Genomic DNA, 21,087 nt, shown 5'->3' on the forward strand with positions numbered 1-21,087 from the left:
ATGATTTAATTATTCAAAAAATTAATTGTTAACGTGGTTTCTGCAGAGATTACTGAGTTTATCTCGTTGCTTACTGTTCTCTTGGGTGGGGGGATGATCGGTGCATGGTTAATGCACAAAATAAAATTCCCTACAATGATTGGTTTTATACTGATTGGAATCATAGCCGGTCCATTTGGTTTGGGGATAGTAAAAGATACTGAATTAATCAACCTTCTTGCAGAGTTTGGAATTGTGATTCTTTTGTTTGTAGTTGGACTAGAGTTTAGCTTAGAAAAACTGCGTCGTATTGGAAGTCAAGGAATATTGGTTGGAACTATTCAGCTCTCAATTGTCTTTTTCTTAGGTTATGTAACCGCACTTTCGTTTGGCTGGACGCACATAGAAGGCTTGTATCTTGGCAGCATTCTGTCAATTACCAGCACTGTTGTGTCGCTTCGACTCTTGCGTGACATGAATCTTGTCAAAACCAAAGAAATGGGAACCATAGTGATGATACTGATCATTGAAGATTTGGCAGCAGTTCTTCTCTTGGCAGTTTTGGGAAACGTGTCAAAAGGTTCAGGATTTGAGATGTTTGATATTGGTATGATGATTTTGCAAAGCATAGTATTCTTTGTCCTTGCTGTGGTTATTGGCACAAAGATAGTTCCAAAGATAATCGAATATGTAAGCAATATGAAAATGGAAGAGGCAGCATTCATTACGTCTCTTGCACTTGGATTTGGACTGGCGACCCTTGCTCATTTTATGGGATTGAGTACTGCAATTGGTGCATTTTTGATGGGCCTGATAATAGCATCTTCCAAACAGTCAGAATCGATAATAAAAAAAATATTACCAATAAGGGATTTTTTTGGAGTGATATTTTTTGTATCCATAGGCATGTTGTTTAACATTTACTTGTTTCCCGAGGCAATATGGATTGCACTTCCAATAATTGCAATTGCGGTGTTTGGAAAGTTTCTGGGAAACTTTTTTGCAGCATCCATTGCAGGAAACAATCTGGTAAGTGCAGCTACAATTGCCACAGTCATGGTTCCCATTGCCGAATTTTCATTTATACTTGCAAAACAAGGGGTAGATACAGGAAGTCTCAGAGAATCCATATACCCTGTTATACTTTTGGTATCTCTTGGAACCATGTTTGTAATTCCTCTCTTGTTGAGAGTGACTCCCACATTAGCTGACTCACGTTCAGCAATACCGATGGGATTTCTAAACTCAGTCTATATCACAGGACAGTTTTTCAGAAAGACGTTCTCAAACAGTTCTGATGGAGAGAGTCACATGTTAAACCAAATCTTCAAAAAATATGGGTCACGGTTTGTCGTAAATTTGGTGATAATCATAACCATACTTTCTGCAATGGATTATTTTGCACCAGAGATTGTAATGCTTCTTGAAGATCCAAACGTGCCATTCTTTATGGATTCATCAGTGTTTGTTTCAATCATCACTATTCTGCTTCTGGCTTATCCTGTCTTCTCTCTTGTGGGAAGAATGGAAAAAGTAGTTACAGCAATTTCAAATTCGATTACCATGAACATCGGCTCGCAGTCTACTGCAAAACCAGTACATAGGATAATCCGTAATATTTTATCTATTGGACTTGTACTGCTTCTGGTTGCAATATTCATAACATTTACCACTAAAATCGAAGACATCCCAAACATGCCAATCATAATATCTACAATTGGACTGCTTATCTCAGCACCACTGATCTTGGACACGATCCTGACAGTTCAGAAAATCACTCACTCAAACATGGTTGGATTGTTAAGTGATGACGTAAATGAAGACAAAGATGAATGATTCTGTTATTGTGTTGGTTTTAAGACTGTCTTCTTAGTTCTACATCTAACCGTAAAGGTATCTTTAACATGATTCCTGCATTGTGGTTAAATACAAATTTTGTATAATGGAACCATGTTCCAATCCATTACTAAAAAGATATTCAAAATAATTCAAAATCAGTGGGATCAGTTAGAGGATCCTGACCAAGAATGGATAGAACTAGAAGAATAATTGACCTATACGATACTATCTTGATTTTGTTCTAAAGGTTTGATCAAGTATTGCTAACCATATTCGACATGCAAACCTGCCTAATGGTACCAAAATAGTTGGTAAACAAGTTTTAATCCTGCCAATCCCATCATAATTTTAGAGTTTTTAGTAATTTTTCAAAACTTTCTCTTGTTTTTTCTTGTTTGTATTGTTTTAACGCACTAATTATTTGATCTTTAGATGAATTCCTGTAAATTTTTTGAGCTTTTTTAGCTATTCCTGAACCAATGAAAAATGCTTGAGTAATTGATGTAACATTTGATGGTCTTCTCTTAGTGCTAGAACTTTCAAAATCAATAAGGGTCGATTTTGTCTTACTTACTATAACATGTTTGGATATATTACTTAATTCACCATGATCAAAACCTAATTGATCCAACCTATAACAATCTTCCAAAATTTTTCTGATTGTAGACTTTAATTTTTTTGCACTACCAACACCTTTTAACAAATAAACCCAATCACTGATTTTAACTCCTTCAAGATATTCCATCACAAGAAAATTTTTACTCGATTCTAACATTTTTGGCCCAACATTTACAGAATTTACTAATTTCAATAAATCAGCTTCATTTTTCATTTCTTTTCTTTGAGAATCAGTTCTTCTAATTTTTAATGCAACCAATTTATTATTTTTTTTTGCTAGAACTACAACACCTACATATCCCTTACCCAAAATAGACAAGCTACCAATTGTTGTAGGACCCACAAATGAAATTGATTTTATTTTTAATTTTTCTAATTCATTAATTCTTGATTTTATTTGACGACTAGTAGCTTTTGGATATCCAAGAATTTTTGAGTATGGCTCATCAGAAAATTTCTTAATTGAAATAAATGAGTGTTCCATCTGTTGAAATCAACTCACTTGCAGCCTCTTTAATTGATTTGCTTAAATTTTTCTTTCCTACTGAAATCTTGTAACCTCGTTTAAAGTCACTTTGTAGACCTTTTGGTATGCATGTCTGAAGATTTTTTTTCAAAAACTCTGACATAAATTTAATGGCATCTACGTGCTTTCTCTTTTCCAATGAAATTATTTTTCCATTATTTCCTACCCACATTAATTCTGAATTTTTAAGATTTTTAGAAATAAAGCTCTTGGAACTATCTTCTCTAAAAAAATCTGGTCCGTTCTTTGAGTATATTTGAACAATTTTTGAAGATTCTAAGAAGAAAAAGAGATAAACTTCCTTTTGTTGATCTGTATACGATTTACTTCTTAGTACATTAAATCCCGCTAATTCTAATTGCGTTGACAATGATGAAGTTGCTCTTTTAATTTGTCCCCAAATTATATCTGGACTTCTAATTTTAAAATTAAATTTAATTACTAACAAATTTTCCCAATATTTTTTTGATGTTCTTAATTTTTTATTCTTAAAGAATGTTAATGTTGCTTTGTCTTTAAAAGCTCTACAAATAAGAATAAATTTTCCAATGTTCTCGTTAGATATCGCAGCAGCCAAATTTCTGTTACTATCAATGGGATCAATCACAACAATTGGTGTTTCAAAATTCTTTGAAGTTTTTCCTATCACTTGATTTTCTTTAATTTGTGAGATTGATTTTATAACATTTTCAAAACTTCCAAAATGTAAAATCAAAACTTCTGATACATATCCGCTTAAACCTTGTTTTGCAATTTCTGCACCGTAAATATTATTTGATTTTAGAAATGTTTTTAGAACTCTTACCTCATTCTTCATTTTTAATGTCAATGATTTTTGCATAAATTTTGTATGAAAAGTAGATCTATCTGCAGAACTTTTCCATTCACCGATTTTTACATCATAAAATGGTACAACATTGATTTTAGTATTGTTAATTTTAGCTTCAACATATGGATGTTCTGAGTATCTGACATATGGAGAATATTCTTTTAATGAAGCAAAACCAATCTTTTTTGAAATTTTTTCAAACTTTTCTTCAGAAGTAGATTTTTTGAATCTGACAAAAATATCAATATCTGCATCTTTTGATAACCAAGTACCTTTTGCATATGATCCTCCAAATTCCAATCCTATGACTTCTGGAAATTTTCCAATTTCTCTTTCTACTAACTTGAATGCTAAATCAGCAATTTTCTTTTTTGATTGCTCAATCACTTTAGATGGGATTACATCTTTGGTAACTTTGTTAATTACTTGATTCATTTTTTAGCTTTAATCTCCTCCAAATCCGAATAAATTGGTCCACTAAATGTAAGTTCACTTTTTTTCAATTTGAAACTAGTTATTTCTTGAATGCCAAAGTCTATCATTTTTTGACTATCCAATTCTTTTGTTATATCTCCTATCTTCTTTTTAATCCTAAATACTGTAATGTGTGGTTTGAATGGTTTGTCAGGAGAAAATCCTAATGGTTCTAAGACTTTCTCTACTTTTTTTGCTAACTGAGTTAACATATTGCCTCCATTTTCATCCGTACCTATCCAAACCACTCTTGGAAATTTAGGTTTCGGGAATGCACCAATTCCTATCAAATTAATATTAAAATTTGAAAACTCTATTGTATTAAGAGCATGAATAATTTTCTTAGATGTTTCGTCTGAAATTTCACCTAAAAATTGTAATGTAAAATGCAAATTTTTCACATCAATAGGTTTTGCATCGATCTTGATTTTATTTTGAATATTTTTTATAGAATCAATTACTTTATTATTTGAAATTTCTATTGCTACAAAAGTTCGCATCACAACATTCTTTGATATATCTTTATAATAATTTCCGGTAACTTCATAGACGAGTCTTTTTTCTGACATGTATTGGCAAAACTAATTGTATGCCTAACAGGCATGCCTGGTGCAGGAAAATCTACTATTGCTGAAGGTTTGAAATCAAAAGGATATGATATCATCAATATGGGGAATGCTGTAAGAGAAGAAGCAAAAAAAAGAAATTTAGAATTAACTAGAGCAAATCTTGGCAAATTAATGCTTGAATTAAGAGAACAGAACGGTCCTGGTGCAGTAGCAGAATTAGTAAAACCACAAATAGAATCATCCACATCAAATGTGATACTAATAGATGGAGTAAGATCAAATGATGAAATTCAAGTCCTAAAAAAATTTGGTACTGTTAAACTATTAGCAATTCATGCTTCAACTGATACAAGATTTGACTTTCTACAAAAAAGAGGAAGATCCGATGATCCACAAACAAAAGAACACTTTGATGAAAGAGATAATCGTGAATTAGGAGTAGGCATAAGCAATTCAATTGCTTTGTCAGATTACGCAATTTCTAATATTGGTTTGACAAAAGATGAATTAATCCACATTGCTTATGAAATTATACAAAGTTGGATAGAATGAAAACTCCTGATATTAACTGCAAAATTCAAATGATTACTCCATTGAATTCATCTGAAAATTCTGAAAAAGTAAAAAAAGCAATTTCAAATATTTTTCCATATTCAACAATTAATTCTGACTCTTTCACAATTTCTGCACAATCAAAAGAATTACGATCATTTGAAAAAATTTATGAAGTAATTCATTCAAAAAAATCTCAAAACACCTATCGCAGATATTTAGAAAGAAATTTAGATAATAATACAACGTGGTTTTATCTCAACAAGCAGGCAGCCTTTGTTGAACAAATAGCAATTTGTGAAGAAGAAGGTGAATCTCCATTGGGACCGATCAAAGTAATCATTGCTTCGTCTAATATTGATGAAATAATTGATTGGATTGTTTTTGGGAATTAATCAAACTTGGTTAAGAAAATTAACTCAATATTGACTATTTTTTTTAGTTTGAATCTAAAATCATTTTTTTAGAATAATTATAAAATGTTCATAAAATTAGGCATAATTGCAGGCATTTTGATATTGGGAGGCATGATATTTTCTAATGAGATTGGTGTCTTATTTCCTACCACTTCTGCTAGTGTAATTGATTCTTTAAAAAATGACGTGTCTAATTTTGGTTCGAAAGCATCAGCTTCAGTAGAACAAAGAATTGATGGGTCTGTTGATAAAATTATAGATAAAACAGGCAATACTATCTCTAATGAAATTACTCAAACAGGGGAGAAAATTTCCAATGAAATATCTGATGTAAAAGAGTCCTCCCAAAAAATCTTGAAGGAAGAAATCTCTAATTTTAATCCAATTGAATCTGTTAAGAAGATTTTTTCAACTAACTCAACTTCACAAAATTCAAAATCGATTGGCTCATCCGTTTCATCACCCCCAATTAATCCTACCACAGTACAAACAAATTCTCCAATAACATATGAAACACTTTCTTTATCAACAAAACAGCAATCTGATGATAATATTCTTCTTCATTATTCTGATTCAAGTGGAAAAACAAACAGCGTTAATGTTATAATTAGAACTGCCGAAAAAGAAATTTTTTCTGGTACTTATTTTACTTCAATGTTTGAAACTACTCTAAATGATGCTTCTGGAATTCCTTATTTTGTAGATATGATTATTGATCATCAAGACTATGGATTAGTTTCATCATCAGTGTTTAATCCCGGCGATTCTTCTGATTCAAACATTAATGGTGTATTTTCACAAAAATAATCTATTTATTTTTAAACAATGATACAAATTCAGGTAAAGAAATTGTACCTGTATTTCTTATAACCAAAGTCATTTCTGGTGATATTTCAGTATTATCTGGATTAATTTCTATTAATAATGCATTATTTTGTTTTGCATAGATTGGTAATGTATTTGCAGGTGATACCACAAGTGATGTTCCAACTATTACCATTAAATCACATTGACTGGCATAAATCATAGCTTTTTGCCAAACATCTTGTGGTAAAGATTCTCCAAACCATACTACATCAGGTCTTAGAATATTCCCACATTTACACAAAGGTAGAATTTCTGAAATTTCTGATGTTATCTCTTCATTAAAATTACAAACCGAACATTTGATCTTAATGATACTTCCATGCAATTCTAAAACTTCTGAACTCCCTGCTTTTTGATGCAACCCATCAATATTTTGAGTCAAAACAACAACTTTGACATATTTTTCTAGTTCCGCAATTGCTTTATGACCAAGATTTGGTTGTGCTGCAAAAATGTTCTTCCTTCTTTCATTATACCACTCCCAAACTAATTTTGGATTATCATAAAATGCATCGATTGTTGCTAGTTTCATAGAGTCGTGATTTTTCCATAATCCATCTTTTCCTCTGAATGTAGGAATTCCACTTTCTTGAGAAATTCCCGCACCTGTTACAAATACAACTTTTTTGATATTCTTAATTTGATCTTTGATTAATTCAAACATTTTATCTTATTTCTATTTCTAAAAGATCTCGCGCAGTTATTACTGAACTATGGATTTTTTTTGCTTCTTCTAAATGTCCATTTTCATCTTTGTATCTTGCTGAAAAATGTGTTAAGATTAAATTTTTTACTTTTGCATTTTTTGCTATAGTAGCAGCTTGTTTTGCAGTAGAATGACATGTATCTTGTGCTCTTTGTTTCTCTTCATCTAAAAACGTAGAATCAAAAACTAAATAATCACAATTTTCAAAAAATAGTTCTAATTCTTTAGTAGGCATTGTATCACCTGAAATACCAATTTTTTTACCAGGACGTTTTTCTCCCAATACCTGTTCTGGTTTTATTGTTTTTCCATTGATTTCTATTTCATGTCCATTTTGTAATTTATGCCATAAATCACCTTCAGGAATTCCTAATTTTTTTGCTTCATCAATGTTGAATCTTCCCGGCTTATCTTTTTCTTCAAATAAATATGAAAATGCTGTTATTGAATGATTTGCTTTGCATGTATAAATTGAAAATTTTTTATCTTCAAAAACTTTACCTTCTTTGATAATTGTAATTAATACAGGAAAAGACAATCCGAAATTTAACACCTTGATGTTTGCAGCTATAAATTCTTCAATTCCATTTGGTCCAAAAATTTCTAAAATTTCTGTTCTATTTTGCATTGACATTGTTTGTAATAATCCTAGAATTCCAACACAATGATCTCCATGTAGATGTGTAACAAACACCTTCATTTTTTTATTCCATCCCAAACCAGATTTCATATAGGAAATTTGTGCAGCTTCTCCTGCATCAAACATTAAAATTTCACCGTCTCTTTCTAGACAGATACAAGATAAACCTCTATTCTCTGTAGGTTGTGCGGCTGATGTTCCTAAGAATACAAGTTTCATTTTATCAAAATTGTCCTAGTCAAGCTTTTATGCCTATAGATTTCATATTTTTTTAATCCCTTTAATTTCAATTTATTATCTAATTCTTTTTTGTACATAACTGCAACTTTTTTGCGTTTAGGAAGAATTGAGAAAAACTTCTTTAAGATTACCTCTGGGTTTTCTGATGTTTTTGAAGATCTTCCATATGGTAAATCAGTAACAATTCCATCAAACTCATCAGATATTTCTACTAATTCTTGAAAATCTGTGTTCAAAATTCTCGATTTATACCCATTTACCTTGAGATTTTCTTTTGAAATTGCACACATTTTTTCATCAAAATCTAACCCAATTGCATTAATTCCCATGGATTCAGCCTCTAAGAGAGTTGTGCCTGTACCGCAAAATGGATCACATACAGTTTCTCCCTCCTTCATTCCTGCTAAGTTAATCATAGCTCTAGTCAATTTCCAATCTAATTCATGAGGATATTTAGTGACCTTTTTTGGTTTATTCTCTTCTTTGATTCTCTTTGAGAATCCAAAAAAATTTTCTTTATCAGTAAAAATCAGATATACAGTAATGTCGGGATCTTCTAATTTCACTTTTGCATTAGAAAATTTTGAAATCATATCTCCCATCGATCTCTCTAATTCAGAGATATTGAATTGATTTAATGATAAATTTATTATTCTACAAACAAAGGTTTTAGCATTTTTTAATACACCTAAATTTTCCTCATCTAAAAATAAGCCAGACATCTTTCTTAAAATTTGACCAGAAATTTTTACAAATGATGCACGTTTAGTAATTTTTTCCCAATTAGTTTTTGATTGTATAATTATCAAATTTGAAATAATTTTGATCTTAGAAAACCTATCATACATTTTAGATAATGCAATTATTTCATCAGTTGCAAGTTCAAGATGATCTTTAGATAGAATAAAAAAATTTTCTGGCATTATATTATTGCCTTTGCAATTGTATTTGAAACATCCACTATTGATGTTTTACCTGGAATTGTATTTGCACTAACGATTTTTGTTACTCCTGCTTTCATAATTTTATTTCTTGCATCATTCATTAATAGAGCATGTGTACAGGCAACATAAACTCTGTTGCATTTTTGTTTTTTAAGAAATTGCGTAGCCTTAACTATACTACCTCCAGTGCTAATCATATCATCAACTAAAATTAGATCTCTTCCTAAAACATTAACATTTTTAGTTTGAATCTTAACCTTGCCTGTTTTTCTATCTCTTTTTTTCTCTAAAGCAATGTATTCTGAACCAAATTCCTGTGCAAATTCCTGTGCTCTTTTTTTCCCACCCTGATCAGGTGATACAATTAAAGGATTTTTTAGGCTCAATTTCTTAAAATATTGTACCAAATCTGGAATAGCAGTTAGATTTTTTGTTTTTATTGTAAAGTACTTGAATCCAATTAAACTGTGAATATCAACAGCAATAACTTCTGATGCGCCAGCACCCTTGAATAACTTACCAATAACTTTCATTGTAACAATTTCCCCCGGCAAAAATTCTCTATCCTGTCTTGCATATCCCATGTATGGAATCACGGCAATTACTTGGGATGAAACTTCTCTAGCTTTTGAAATCAAAGATAATGCTTGAATCAAATTAGTATCTACAGGCGGATAGATTGATTGTACTACAACAGATTTCTTTTTAGATAACTTACCATTTAGGGTAATCTTACTTTCCCCATCGGCAAAAACTCTGATCTCTGATCTTACAAGATTTGCCTTTATTTTTTTTGATAGTTTTCTTGCTAAATTTTCTGATGATTTTCCTGAAATTATTGATATGTTACTCAACAAGAAAATGAAATCTGATGGGATTCTTAAGTTTTGAGAAGATCAATCCTCTCCACTACCATGACCAATATCCCCAACACCGAATTCATCTACGATCTTGTTTCTTGCCTCATCAAGTTGTTTAATTTCCTCATCCTCACGTTTTTCATCACCCTGATACACTGTTCTAATTGGCCATGGAATTCTAATATCATATTTTTTGAATTCTTCATACATAATTATTCTGATATCTGTTTTAGTTTTGAATTGTGCACCATAATCTCTAACATAGACCCATAATGAAAAATCCAGTGATGAATCATTAAATTTGTTGAATCTTACTATGGGTTGATTTATGTCTATATGGATATCTTTATCACATCCACAACTTGGTTTGTTGTTATCCAAGTATGGGCATCTTTGCTGTCTAACTAGATGTTTTCCTTTTTCATCTATTACTTCTTTCATTGCACGTTTACCGATCTTTACTAAAATTGCAGCAACTTGTTTAGGGTTGTTGAGATAAGAAACTCCAACTTCAACAATTGCAGGAACCATTTTGATTTCCTTTGAATAATTAATAATTTGAGAATTAACTAGCTGTCTGGTGGGAATTATTGCATAGGATTCATTCAATGCATCACGAATGAATGTAACTCTTGGTGTAATTTTGTGAACATATCCGTTATACCCAGTATCCAGCTGTACACGCTCACCTTCAGCAAAAATCTTATCTTTTCTAATCAAAATATATGCAAAATAATTTTGCATGGTTTCTTGTAATGCTAATCCTATACCAATTGCTAATCCTCCTGTTGCTGTTGCTAGTATGATCAAATCTATTCCCCACCAACTAATTACACCAAGAACTACCGCAACAAATATTCCAATAGGTAAAATCTGCGAAATAGATTTCGGAAGATCTTTCCTTTTTCGTTTTGCATATCCTGGTGGTTTTGTTCCAGGAACTATTGGATCAAACCCGTCAAATCTTTTTTCTTCTCTCCATGTATCTATGGGAAAAATCTCTTCAAGAACTTGTCCAGGCTTTAGCTTTTTTCCTGATTCATTATTTCCAGTAACACAATCATTGTAATATTTCAGATATTTTCCTCTTTCAGATTTTTTCCATTCTTCAAATGGATCTTTAATTAACTGTTCATAACTTCCAATTGGTAATCCTTTTGTTGTTCTAAATTCCTCAAGAAGTTTCATACCTTCTTTTGTTTTCAGATTTCTTGTAAATTCCTCTTCTATCATTTCATCTGGTGTATTTCTTGGAGGAACCCATTTGTAGAATTTATGAAAAAGATCCCCCTCATCATCTGGGAATCCATGTAATTCCTTCCAAGCTTCAAAGTCTTCCTTTTCTAAAGTAGATTTTTCTTTTTTACCAAGAGCTACTGGAATTAAATGTGCAATAGAATATCCTATGACAAGAATATTTATTGTGTTTAGGATCTTTGCAAATGTTTCACTGGGAGTCAAATTTCCATCTTGATATAACGATATATCGTTTTCAAATAGAGCAAATGACTGGATGTACAAATTTACTGATGTAATTAGAATAATGGCAAAAAAAGGTAAAACAGCAACTCTTAGAAATCTTGAAAGATGTGGTCGCACATAATTCAGTCGCTGTTTTTTAACCCATTTTGAAAATGTACGGTAGATTATTGCAATTCCGATTATGCCTACAATTAATACAATAAATGCCGCTTGAAGCGATTCAGATGAATTGAGTAATTGAGAAATACTCTCAAACTGACCTACCTGACTTGAAACTGCATCAATAATTTCATCTTCAGCCATTTAGATCACTGTTTGTATTTGTTTCTAGAATACATAGGTTTAACATGAATTATTATCACTGTTAGAATTTTTTATTAAACTATTATAAAATTTTAAATTTTTTACGCATAAAAAAACCTGTAACCTTTAACAATGGCAATTACACTACTAACTAGGTGACCTACCAAGAAACAATTTGGGATGATACACCATCTTTAAAATCATACACATTGTCAAATTTTCGAACCCTACCTCAAATTCAGACTCTTGGAGAAGAAGCTCAATTTGAGATGGAAGTTGTTGGAAATGTTTTACCTTTTAAAGCAAACAACTATGTTGTTGAACAACTAATTGATTGGAATAATATCCCTAATGATCCTATGTTTGTTCTAACTTTTCCTCAAAAAGGAATGTTAAAACCGGAACATTATGAAAAAATGGCAACTGCTTTAAAAAATAATTTAGATAAAAAAGAAATTGCATCTATTGCAAATGAAATTCGTTTGCAATTAAATCCGCACCCTGCAGGACAAATGGAACTAAATGTACCAACATTAAAAGATGGCACTAAATTGTATGGGATGCAACACAAATACAAAGAAACTTGTCTTTTCTTTCCAAGCCAAAGCCAAACATGTCATGCATATTGCAGCTTTTGTTTTAGATGGCCACAATTTGTAGGAATGGACGAAATGAAATTTGCAATGCAAGAAGGAGAACAACTAGTACAATATGTTAGAGAACATCCAGAAATTAGCGATGTTTTGTTTACTGGTGGCGATCCTATGATTATGAAGGCAAAAATTTTCTCAAAATATGTTGATGTTTTATTAGATGCAAAACTTCCAAATCTCAAAACAATCAGGATTGGAACAAAGGCATTATCATATTGGCCATACAAATTTTTGACTGATTCTGATTCTCAAGAAATGTTGGATGTATTTCGAAAAATTGTTGATAGTGAAATTCATCTTGCAATAATGGGTCACTTTAACCATCTGAATGAATTATCAACTGATGCAGTAAAAAATGCAATTAAACAAATAAGATCAACTGGAGCAATTATTAGAACACAATCTCCTCTTTTAGCACACATCAATGATGATGCTGAAATGTGGGCAAAAATGTGGACCAAACAGGTTCAATTGGGATGTATTCCATATTACATGTTTGTAGTAAGGGACACTGGTGCTCAACACTACTTTGGAGTTCCATTAGTAGAGGCATATCAAATTTTCAAAAAAGCATATTCTTCAGTCAGTGGATTAGCAAGGACTGTTCGTGGACCTAGCATGTCTGCAACTCCAGGCAAAGTACATGTTATTGGAACTGCCGATTTACATGATCAAAAAGTGATTGTTTTGAGATTTTTACAAGGGAGAAATCCTGACTGGGTACAAATTCCCTTTTTTGCAAAATATGATGAACACGCAATTTGGTTAGATGATTTAAAGCCTGCATTAACTGAAAAATTCTTCTTTGATGAAGAGATGAAAAATTTCAAAAAATCAAATCCTATAGATGACTATCCTGAATCTTAGAATTTATCTGCGGAGATTAATAGAAGGTTTTTAAAATCAGATTAATATTTTTTAGTGTTGAAAACAAAACTCTTGTTATTATTTTTATTAATTACTCCAAGCATAACTGGAATTACATATGGACATACAGTTGATTCTGTAGGTGAATATAGAGTAGAAATAGGTTGGATGAATGAACCAGTAGTTTCCGGAGAAACTAATGCAATTGAATTCTATGTTAGCCCACTAGAACCTGGATTAGAACTTAAAGATCAAGTTTTCAAAAATGGGATTACAGATTTAAAAAAGTCAATTAAAATAAAATTAATCTACAAAGATGAAAGTATAACACTTCCTTTATCTCCTGATCATAACATTCCTGGAAAATATCATGCATTTATCAATCCAACTATTTCAGGATTCTACCAAGCGAATATTTTAGGAACAATTGAAGATACTCCAATCAGTTTGTCAATGCATCCGCCCAAAGTTGAAGAACGTGCTTACATTGAGTTTCCTGAACCATCCGATCTCACATTAACTCAAATAATTGATGGACACACTACATTAATTGGAGATATTAATGATTTGAAAGAATCCGTTAGTTCTCTTGAAGAATCAAAACAACAAATGAATGTTGGATATATTGGTATTGGAATAGGTCTAATTGCTATTGTAATTGCTATTTTGTCTCTTGTAAAATCCAAAAAGAATTAACTAGAATTTGATATCTCATCATTTTTTTCAAAAGAACGTCTTAGTAATATTGGTCCAATAATAATCGTGCCTAGTATTACAAAAATCAATGTGGAGAAAATACTTTCTGAGATAATTCCATAAGACAATCCTAATCCTGCAGTAATAAATGCAATCTCGCCTCTTACAATCATTCCGTATCCTATTCGTAGACCTTTGTTCTTATTTTTGAGTAGAATTACTGCTGGAATGCCAGAACCCAGAATTTTTCCAAGAACAGCAATTATCAAAATTATTACAAATAAGACTAGATCCACATTCAAAATATTTGAAATGTCTACGTGTGTGCCAATTATTGCAAAGAAAAAAGGTGCAAAAATAATTTGCAATCTGCCAATAAATTCTTTAACTTGATTAGATAGCTTTGAATCTGCAAGCCCCATTCCTGCAGCAAAAGCTCCAACTATTGGATTAAGTCCTATACTTGCAGCAATTGCAGCTACACCAAATGCTGAACCTAATGCGGTTGCTTGTTTAGTACCACGAGATTCAAGCGAGTTAGGTCTCATAGTTGCTACAGCATGAACTATCTTGGGAAGTAAAAATACAGAACCTAAGAGAAGAACAACCCACAAAATCAATGATTCTGATATCTCAAACAATACCAACTCGACAGATGGTAATGAGTGTGCAATTACAATTGAAATAATGGATGATAGAATTGCCAATCCTAAGACATCATCAAATACTGCGGCATTAACCAAAATATTCCCTTCTTGAGTTTTTTCTTTTCCTAACTCATCCAAAATTGTTACAGCTGCTGCGATACTTGTAGCACTCAATGTTGCACCAATGACCATTGCGACTATCCAATCAATTCCAAGTAAAACAGAAATTCCATATCCTAGAATTAAAGGAACTATGACTCCTGCTGTACCGACTATCAAAGATTGAATTCCTGCTTGTTTTAAACTAGAAAAAGGAAAATGAAGACCAGCTGAAAATAAAATTAAAATTCCTGCAATTTGCCAAAATGATAACATTAATTCATTTAACTCTACAATTGGTCTATCAGAGAATTGTATCAATCCACCTAATGCAAATGGACTTAAAATTATTCCACCAATTACAAAACCGATTATTTCAGAAATTCCAAAATGTTTACAAATTTTTCCAAGTAACATTGAAGGAATCACTAAAACCAGAATTCCAACCAATGTTGGAATCGCATCAAATTCTGTAACCATGGTCATTAAAATTGGCTTGAATTATTAAAACTAATTTTGAAAATCAGTTTTGAGATATGTTAGGAGAATTAGTCGTGGAATTTTTAGAAATTCTATAGAAAACTGCACCTATTCCAATAATTGTTAATCCCACAAGCACAACTTCGATCTCAAATTGAAATCCCATGTAAATTGAAATTCCTAATCCAAATAATGGTAAAATGGGAAATTTACCAATATTTATGGGAACTTTGAATTTTCGTTCAACATTAGGTTCTGTATAACGTAAAACAATCACTGCTAAATTCACTGCAGCAAAAGTTATGACTATTGCAAAAACTGTGATGTTTGCAACAATTACAATATCTCCAATTAATGTGAAAAGCGTTGAAATAATCAAAATCATTACAACTGCTATCCAAGGAGTTTTTGTTTTAAAATGAATTTTTCCTAATATAGAAGGAAATACTTTTTCTCTTGCCATGCCATAAAACATTCTAGATCCTGCAACAAGTGTAATCAAAACAGTATTGGTTATGGCAAAAAGAGCAATTGATGAAAGTAAGATATGTGCTTCTGAACCTAATCCTCTTTCAGCAACCAACGATATTGGAGCAGATGAAGTTGCAAGTTCCTCCCAATTCACTACACGCACTACGGCTAAAGAAACTAGAATGTATATTGTGCCCGAAATTAAAACTGATAAAATTATTGCTTTAGGAATTGTTTTTTTAGGCTTTCTTACCTCTTCAGCAATGTTTGCCATATCTTCAAATCCAATAAATGCAAAAAATATCAAAACAAATACAATAGCAACACCCGTAAATCCTGATGGACTTTCAAGGTAATTTACTGGTTCTGGATTACTGAATGTAAAACCAATTATAATTATTAATATTAATCCCGAAGCTTCTATTATTGTAAAGATAGTATTTGTCCATGATGATTCTCTAATTCCTATAAAATTCACAATTGATAGAATAACTAATAATCCTATAGCAGAAATAATTATTGGAATATCTACAAATTCGGCAAAATATCCACCAAATCCTAACGCAACTGTTGCAGCAGTAATAATAGATGTAATTACTGTTAGCCATCCTATAAGAAATGCAAAAAAATTATTTTTGAAAGCATTTTTAATAAAAATATATTCTGCAGCAGCTTTTGGAAATACTGATGATAATTCTGCATAACTAAATCCTGCAAACAACGCAACAATTGAACCTAAAGCAAACGAAATCCATACAGCATCTCCTGCAATACCTGTAGCTTCTCCAATTAGGACATAGATGCCAGCACCTAAAATCAAACCAACACCATACATGGTAAGATGAAAAAGCCCCATGTGACGTTTTAATTCAGACATGATCCCAAATACTAAGAAATCAGAAAATTTAATCCATATCCTATTATGTATGCAACACCTGCTGCAAGTCCACCAATGATTAATGTGATAATTCCTGAACGAAGCATAGAATGCCGAACAATTTTTCCTTTGAACATACCTACTAGAAAAAATGCTAAAAGAACAGATATAGTAGAATAAATAAATGCATCCGAGTTTGATTCAATACCAATCATTAAAAAAATCATGAATGGGAGTAATGGAATTAATCCAATTAAATTAAAACCAACAAAAGTACTTACAGAACTTTCAAGTGGATTCTTTTCATCATCAATTAATCCCAGTTCTTCTTTCATCATTGTATCTATCCAAACTTTTCTTCTAGATGTAATTATTCGAACAACATCTTCCAGCAATTCATCCTTGAATCCCTTTTCCTTGTAAATCTCTCTAATTTCATCTCTTTCTTGTTCCTCCAAATTATCGATCTCCCATTCTTCTTGTCTTCTCTTCATTTGAACAAATTCATTTCGTGCCTTTGATGCTTGATAATTTGAAGTAGCCATTGAAAATCCATCTGCAAACAAATTTGCAAATCCTAGAATTATAATAACTCCTGGGGACAACGATGCACCAACTACTCCTGCAACTATCGCAAAAGTCGTTACTGCCCCATCAATTGAGCCATAAATAAAATCATCAAAATGCCATTTCATATTGATGCAAGATCTCTTGTTATCTTAGTTATTGACATTCTTTTTTTTGAGAAATTTTTTGTATAAAAACTAAAGTATAATTTCCATTTTTGATTATATTTTAGAATTTCAATACTGGGAATAATGGCTCTTTTTATATTGAAGAGTTCTGAATTTTAAACATGGCTAAATTCAATAAAATTCTAGTACCTCTTGATGGTTCTGCAAACTCAATTAGAGGATTAGATAGAGCTATTGACATTGCTAAAGGTGGTAACGCTGAAATAACTGGATTCTATGTTTTTCATTTACCATTAACAGCAGGAATAAAATATACACAAAAAATGAAAGATGACGCACAGAAAAAAGCTGTCAAAGCAATTGGCCCTGCAATGAATAGAGCTCAAAAGGCTGGTGCTACATTCAAATACAAAACAGGCGGCGGTCATACCGGATCTGAAATTGTCAAATTTGCACAAAATGGAAAATTTGACATGATAGTAATTGGTGCACGAGGTATGGGTGGTGCAAAGGAAGCATTCCTTGGAAGTACCTCAAACTATGTAATGCATAAAACAAAGATTCCTGTATTAGTAGTAAAATAGTTCCTTCCTAACTTTTTCCATTTTTTCATATCATTGATATTCTATACGTAACAACCTACAAGTATAAGGAATATGAAAAATTAATTTTGATGGTGTAAAACATGGTGGAAAATAATTATGATATTTTAGGGATTGTTGAAGGATCAACAGAAAAGGAAATTCGTGATGCATTTAGACGATTAGCTCTTCAATTTCATTCAGATCGTGGGGGAGAAAACGATCAATTTATCAAAATTAAACAGGCATACGAAGATCTCAAAATTGGTAAAAAGTATCCTGATACGGACATTGAAAAAATAAAAAATTCAAGGGTATATTCTGGTGATTCAGAAGCTGATATTAGAAGAAAAAATCAGATCTTAGGTCAAGAACTATCTAAAGAAATGAAAACTGCCGAAGAATGGGCATCTGCTTTGAACAGATCAAATATGACTGGTAGAAAATTATTTGGTTCAAAAACTCTTGGAGAAATTGAACTTGAACGAAAAGCAAATGGCGCTTTATCAATCAAAGGAAATTTCATGGCTGGAAGTCTTACTTATGATGGTCCTATCATTATGCAAGGTAGTATTACAAGTCCATCATGGACACAGGAGTTTAAAACAAACATCCATCTTACTTCTGGAGATTTCAAATTTCTGGATCCTATAGAAAATAAATATAGAATTGATAATGGTGCTACAATTATTGTCGATAATGGAAATATAGTAGTTGGAAATGTTTTTGGTAGGAAATTTAGAGTAGAGGATCCTGAAGGAAAAGTTGGAGTATTTCAAATTCAAGAACACAGAACACATCTTTCAGCTCCTAAAGGAAAAATCATTGCTGAAAATCTTGTAAATACTGTATCAATTGATGCAGATTCTGTAATTGTTCTTAATGTGGAAGATGATGTGATGATATCTGCACGTGAAATATTATTTTATGGAGGAAAATTCACCTATGATTCTTTAATTGAATTAAAAAATGGTGGTTCAATACGATTTTTTGAGAATTTTTCAATTCAAGGATTAAGTGGTGATGCTATTATCCAACTTGAAAATGGTAAAAAAATTCGTTTATTTGATCTAAAAACCAAAAAAATCCGAGATTTATCTGATGAGTATGTGCCTAATAAAGAAAATTATGGTAAAGAAGATACAATGGTAGGACATGGATTTACAATTACTTATGATATGTTAAATAATATCTCAAAAAAACCAACTAAAAAACAAAAAAGTTGGACATCTAAATTTAGTTTTTCAAAAAAATAATTAACTAATGCATCTAAATCACTGTAAATTTAATTAGAGATTATTTTTTCCAAAACTATCTAATCCTTTTCTTCTAACTTCGAAAACATTGTAATCATATTTCTGTTTTAGTTCAATGACACATAACTCGACAAAATCATATTCTGTAAGCTTTTTTACCATTTTATAGAAATTTTCACCAATTACGAAGCTGTTTCTTGAACAAAGAGAATTAATTTTGAAACAACGATTAACCGTAGGGCCAAAAATATCACTAATATTAGAAGTAGTGCTTTCAGCTACCTTTACAGAACCATATGTTACACTAATTTTGTAATCTAATTTAGGCAAGTTTTCAGCTGTAAGTTGTTTTTGTAATTCACCATGCGATTCAATCATGAATAAACAACATTCTAAAATGTTTTTCAATACTTTGTCATCTTTTATATCGACATTTGAAAATCTAAACATCAATGCATCTCCAATATTTTTTACTACTTGACCATTGTATTTTTGAATAATTTTTGCCATGAAATTTAGAAAGATTTCATATAACTTGGTAATATCCTGATCAGATAATTTAGATGATATTCTAGTAGAATCAGACATATCAATTACACCAACACAATCATTTTGTTCATGTTGAGAAAATTTCAACAGCATATCGCCCTCAAGCTGTTTGATAACCTCTTCTTTCTGTTTAATTTCAATTAATGATTCTTGTAGTTTTTGTGCCATGGAATCAAATGCATTAGATAATTCCCCAATTTCATCACCTGTTTTTATATTGGTTCTTACATCAAAGTTTCCACTTGAAATTTTATTTGCAGCATTTTTTAATTTAATTAATGGTCTTGAAAGAGATTTTGATATTCCAAAAGCAACAATTCCCATGACTAAAGTAATCACAATTCCTGTTTCGAGAATTCTTTCCTGTAGAATTATTATTGGCTTTTCTACTTCTGCCTCATCAATTTCAACTAGTAAAACAATCCCTAAATCATCTGCACAATAAGATGACCCAAAGATTGGAACTCCTCTATAATCTGTGTAGAATCCGATATATTCTTCATCTTCGTTGAAACATTTTTGAACTCCTAATGTATCCACTTTTTGTTGAAAAACTGCATTTTCAAAAAATCTAGATTCAGATAACATCAAATACTGATTATTTACTATGTATACTTCTCCTGTTTCTCCTAATCCACTTTTATTTATCAAAATATTATCTATCGAGGCTGTTCTCATTCTTGAAATTATCACTCCTATTGGTTCATCATTTTTTTTACTATCATCAGCAAAAACTGGTGAAACTACAATCATTTTTTTACCAGATTCAGCTGGCTCAAATTCAATAAAAGATTCTTTCATACCTCTTTTAAAAAATGGATTTTCACTAAAGTCTGTATCAGCATTTCCCACAAGAGAAAAGAAAATTTTTCCATTGGCACCAATTATCTTTACGTCCTCAAATCCAATTGAAAATCCAATTAATTCTTGAAATGCTTGAATTTGAATTAAGAAGTCTCTACGATTATTTTCTTTTAATCCTTGAAACTCATTTTCAGAAGATTGATTCATTTCAGAAATCAAAAATTGAATCATTGGATCACTTGCAAGAATATTATTTTGTTCTATTCTTGATTCAAAAAGTAATCTAAGCGTATCTCCACGTACTGTTGATTCCCCAAGTAATTGATCTCCTGCTCTCTGTTTTAGAATTTGATCAGCGTAATTGAAACTAAGAAATCCTGTGATTGAAAGAGCAACTACTGACACAATCAGTACCAATATGATGAGTTTTTTTCCAAGATTAAATGAGATTGGCATTTTTATTCTATTGTTTTTATAAGAATATCAAGGCTTCTAAGATTCTTGTGCATTATACATGTGAATGTTCTTTGAATTGATATTACTTCTCATCTATGAAAAAAACATCAAT

Annotated in this window: 20 protein-coding genes; 8 read left to right on the forward strand and 12 right to left on the reverse strand. The window is 31.3% G+C overall.

Annotation, left to right across the window (positions count from 1 at the left end; translation table 11 throughout):
- The first annotated feature begins 33 nt into the window (after positions 1 to 33).
- A complete protein-coding gene (locus tag OO712_RS00100) occupies positions 34 to 1,815 on the forward strand; it encodes a cation:proton antiporter domain-containing protein (RefSeq protein WP_109877566.1) in 1,782 nt (593 codons plus the stop codon).
- A gap of 343 nt (positions 1,816 to 2,158) precedes the next feature.
- On the opposite strand, the gene OO712_RS00105 is transcribed toward OO712_RS00100, so the two are convergent.
- The 3 genes from OO712_RS00105 to thpR are packed head-to-tail and all read right to left on the reverse strand — an operon-like array spanning position 2,159 to position 4,765.
- Positions 2,159 to 2,920, reverse strand: a complete 762-nt coding sequence (locus tag OO712_RS00105) for an RIO1 family regulatory kinase/ATPase domain-containing protein (RefSeq protein WP_109877565.1) — start codon at positions 2,918 to 2,920, stop codon at positions 2,159 to 2,161.
- Positions 2,895 to 4,226 (reverse strand): CCA tRNA nucleotidyltransferase, encoded by a 1,332-nt coding sequence (gene cca, locus OO712_RS00110; protein WP_109877564.1) that lies wholly within the window; start codon positions 4,224 to 4,226, stop codon positions 2,895 to 2,897. Before cca ends, OO712_RS00105 begins: the two co-directional genes overlap by 26 nt.
- Positions 4,223 to 4,765 (reverse strand): RNA 2',3'-cyclic phosphodiesterase, encoded by a 543-nt coding sequence (thpR, locus tag OO712_RS00115; RefSeq protein ID WP_109877664.1) that lies wholly within the window; start codon positions 4,763 to 4,765, stop codon positions 4,223 to 4,225. Before thpR ends, cca begins: the two co-directional genes overlap by 4 nt.
- A 72-nt stretch (positions 4,766 to 4,837) precedes the next feature.
- Here thpR and OO712_RS00120 point away from each other — a divergent pair, with 72 nt between their 5' ends.
- The 3 genes from OO712_RS00120 (at position 4,838) to OO712_RS00130 (ending at position 6,609) form a co-directional block, all read left to right on the forward strand.
- The gene (locus OO712_RS00120; protein WP_200829112.1) at positions 4,838 to 5,386 is read left to right on the forward strand and encodes an AAA family ATPase; all 549 of its coding nucleotides are present in this window, start codon (positions 4,838 to 4,840) and stop codon (positions 5,384 to 5,386) included.
- Positions 5,383 to 5,781: an RNA-binding domain-containing protein gene (locus OO712_RS00125; protein WP_109877562.1), complete on the forward strand. Its 399-nt coding sequence runs from the start codon at positions 5,383 to 5,385 to the stop codon at positions 5,779 to 5,781. Before OO712_RS00120 ends, OO712_RS00125 begins: the two co-directional genes overlap by 4 nt.
- An 84-nt stretch (positions 5,782 to 5,865) precedes the next feature.
- Positions 5,866 to 6,609, forward strand: a complete 744-nt coding sequence (locus tag OO712_RS00130) for a hypothetical protein (protein WP_109877561.1) — start codon at positions 5,866 to 5,868, stop codon at positions 6,607 to 6,609.
- Position 6,610: 1 nt separating this feature from the next.
- Here OO712_RS00130 and OO712_RS00135 read toward each other — a convergent pair whose 3' ends face one another.
- From OO712_RS00135 to OO712_RS00155, 5 genes are read right to left on the reverse strand one after another with little or no spacing between them, the layout of a single operon-like run.
- Positions 6,611 to 7,333, reverse strand: a complete 723-nt coding sequence (locus tag OO712_RS00135) for an SIR2 family NAD-dependent protein deacylase (protein WP_109877560.1) — start codon at positions 7,331 to 7,333, stop codon at positions 6,611 to 6,613.
- Position 7,334: 1 nt separating this feature from the next.
- A complete protein-coding gene (gene rnz, locus OO712_RS00140) occupies positions 7,335 to 8,234 on the reverse strand; it encodes a ribonuclease Z (RefSeq protein ID WP_109877559.1) in 900 nt (299 codons plus the stop codon).
- Positions 8,231 to 9,178, reverse strand: a complete 948-nt coding sequence (locus tag OO712_RS00145; RefSeq protein WP_109877558.1) for a TRM11 family SAM-dependent methyltransferase — start codon at positions 9,176 to 9,178, stop codon at positions 8,231 to 8,233. Before OO712_RS00145 ends, rnz begins: the two co-directional genes overlap by 4 nt.
- Positions 9,178 to 10,056 (reverse strand): ribose-phosphate diphosphokinase, encoded by an 879-nt coding sequence (locus OO712_RS00150; RefSeq protein WP_370684797.1) that lies wholly within the window; start codon positions 10,054 to 10,056, stop codon positions 9,178 to 9,180. Before OO712_RS00150 ends, OO712_RS00145 begins: the two co-directional genes overlap by 1 nt.
- Positions 10,057 to 10,095: 39 nt before the next feature.
- Positions 10,096 to 11,844, reverse strand: a complete 1,749-nt coding sequence (locus tag OO712_RS00155; protein ID WP_109877556.1) for a mechanosensitive ion channel family protein — start codon at positions 11,842 to 11,844, stop codon at positions 10,096 to 10,098.
- 155 nt (positions 11,845 to 11,999) lie between these two features.
- On the opposite strand from OO712_RS00155, the gene OO712_RS00160 reads away from it, so the two are divergent.
- Both OO712_RS00160 and OO712_RS00165 read left to right on the forward strand, forming a co-directional pair.
- The gene (locus tag OO712_RS00160; RefSeq protein WP_109877555.1) at positions 12,000 to 13,364 is read left to right on the forward strand and encodes a KamA family radical SAM protein; all 1,365 of its coding nucleotides are present in this window, start codon (positions 12,000 to 12,002) and stop codon (positions 13,362 to 13,364) included.
- A 57-nt stretch (positions 13,365 to 13,421) separates the two neighbouring features.
- The gene (locus OO712_RS00165; protein WP_109877554.1) at positions 13,422 to 14,060 is read left to right on the forward strand and encodes a hypothetical protein; all 639 of its coding nucleotides are present in this window, start codon (positions 13,422 to 13,424) and stop codon (positions 14,058 to 14,060) included.
- Here OO712_RS00165 and OO712_RS00170 read toward each other — a convergent pair.
- The 3 genes from OO712_RS00170 to OO712_RS00180 are packed head-to-tail and all read right to left on the reverse strand — an operon-like array spanning position 14,057 to position 17,329.
- Complete coding sequence (locus OO712_RS00170) at positions 14,057 to 15,286, reverse strand: cation:proton antiporter (RefSeq protein ID WP_109877553.1); 1,230 nt, start codon at positions 15,284 to 15,286, stop codon at positions 14,057 to 14,059. The genes OO712_RS00165 and OO712_RS00170 overlap by 4 nt on opposite strands.
- A gap of 43 nt (positions 15,287 to 15,329) precedes the next feature.
- The gene (locus OO712_RS00175; RefSeq protein ID WP_109877552.1) at positions 15,330 to 16,634 is read right to left on the reverse strand and encodes an APC family permease; all 1,305 of its coding nucleotides are present in this window, start codon (positions 16,632 to 16,634) and stop codon (positions 15,330 to 15,332) included.
- An 11-nt stretch (positions 16,635 to 16,645) separates the two neighbouring features.
- Entirely contained in the window at positions 16,646 to 17,329 is a 684-nt protein-coding gene (locus OO712_RS00180) for a VIT1/CCC1 transporter family protein (protein ID WP_109877551.1), read from the reverse strand.
- 161 nt (positions 17,330 to 17,490) lie between these two features.
- On the opposite strand from OO712_RS00180, the gene OO712_RS00185 reads away from it, so the two are divergent.
- Positions 17,491 to 17,913: a universal stress protein gene (locus tag OO712_RS00185; protein ID WP_109877550.1), complete on the forward strand. Its 423-nt coding sequence runs from the start codon at positions 17,491 to 17,493 to the stop codon at positions 17,911 to 17,913.
- A gap of 101 nt (positions 17,914 to 18,014) precedes the next feature.
- Entirely contained in the window at positions 18,015 to 19,166 is a 1,152-nt protein-coding gene (locus OO712_RS00190; protein ID WP_109877549.1) for a J domain-containing protein, read from the forward strand.
- A gap of 33 nt (positions 19,167 to 19,199) precedes the next feature.
- On the opposite strand, the gene OO712_RS00195 is transcribed toward OO712_RS00190, so the two are convergent.
- Positions 19,200 to 20,975, reverse strand: a complete 1,776-nt coding sequence (locus OO712_RS00195) for a HAMP domain-containing protein (protein WP_109877548.1) — start codon at positions 20,973 to 20,975, stop codon at positions 19,200 to 19,202.
- Positions 20,976 to 21,087: the final 112 nt, after the last annotated feature.

Origin of the sequence: Nitrosopumilus zosterae, assembly GCF_025998175.1 — an archaeon.
Taxonomy (GTDB): domain Archaea; phylum Thermoproteota; class Nitrososphaeria; order Nitrososphaerales; family Nitrosopumilaceae; genus Nitrosopumilus; species Nitrosopumilus zosterae.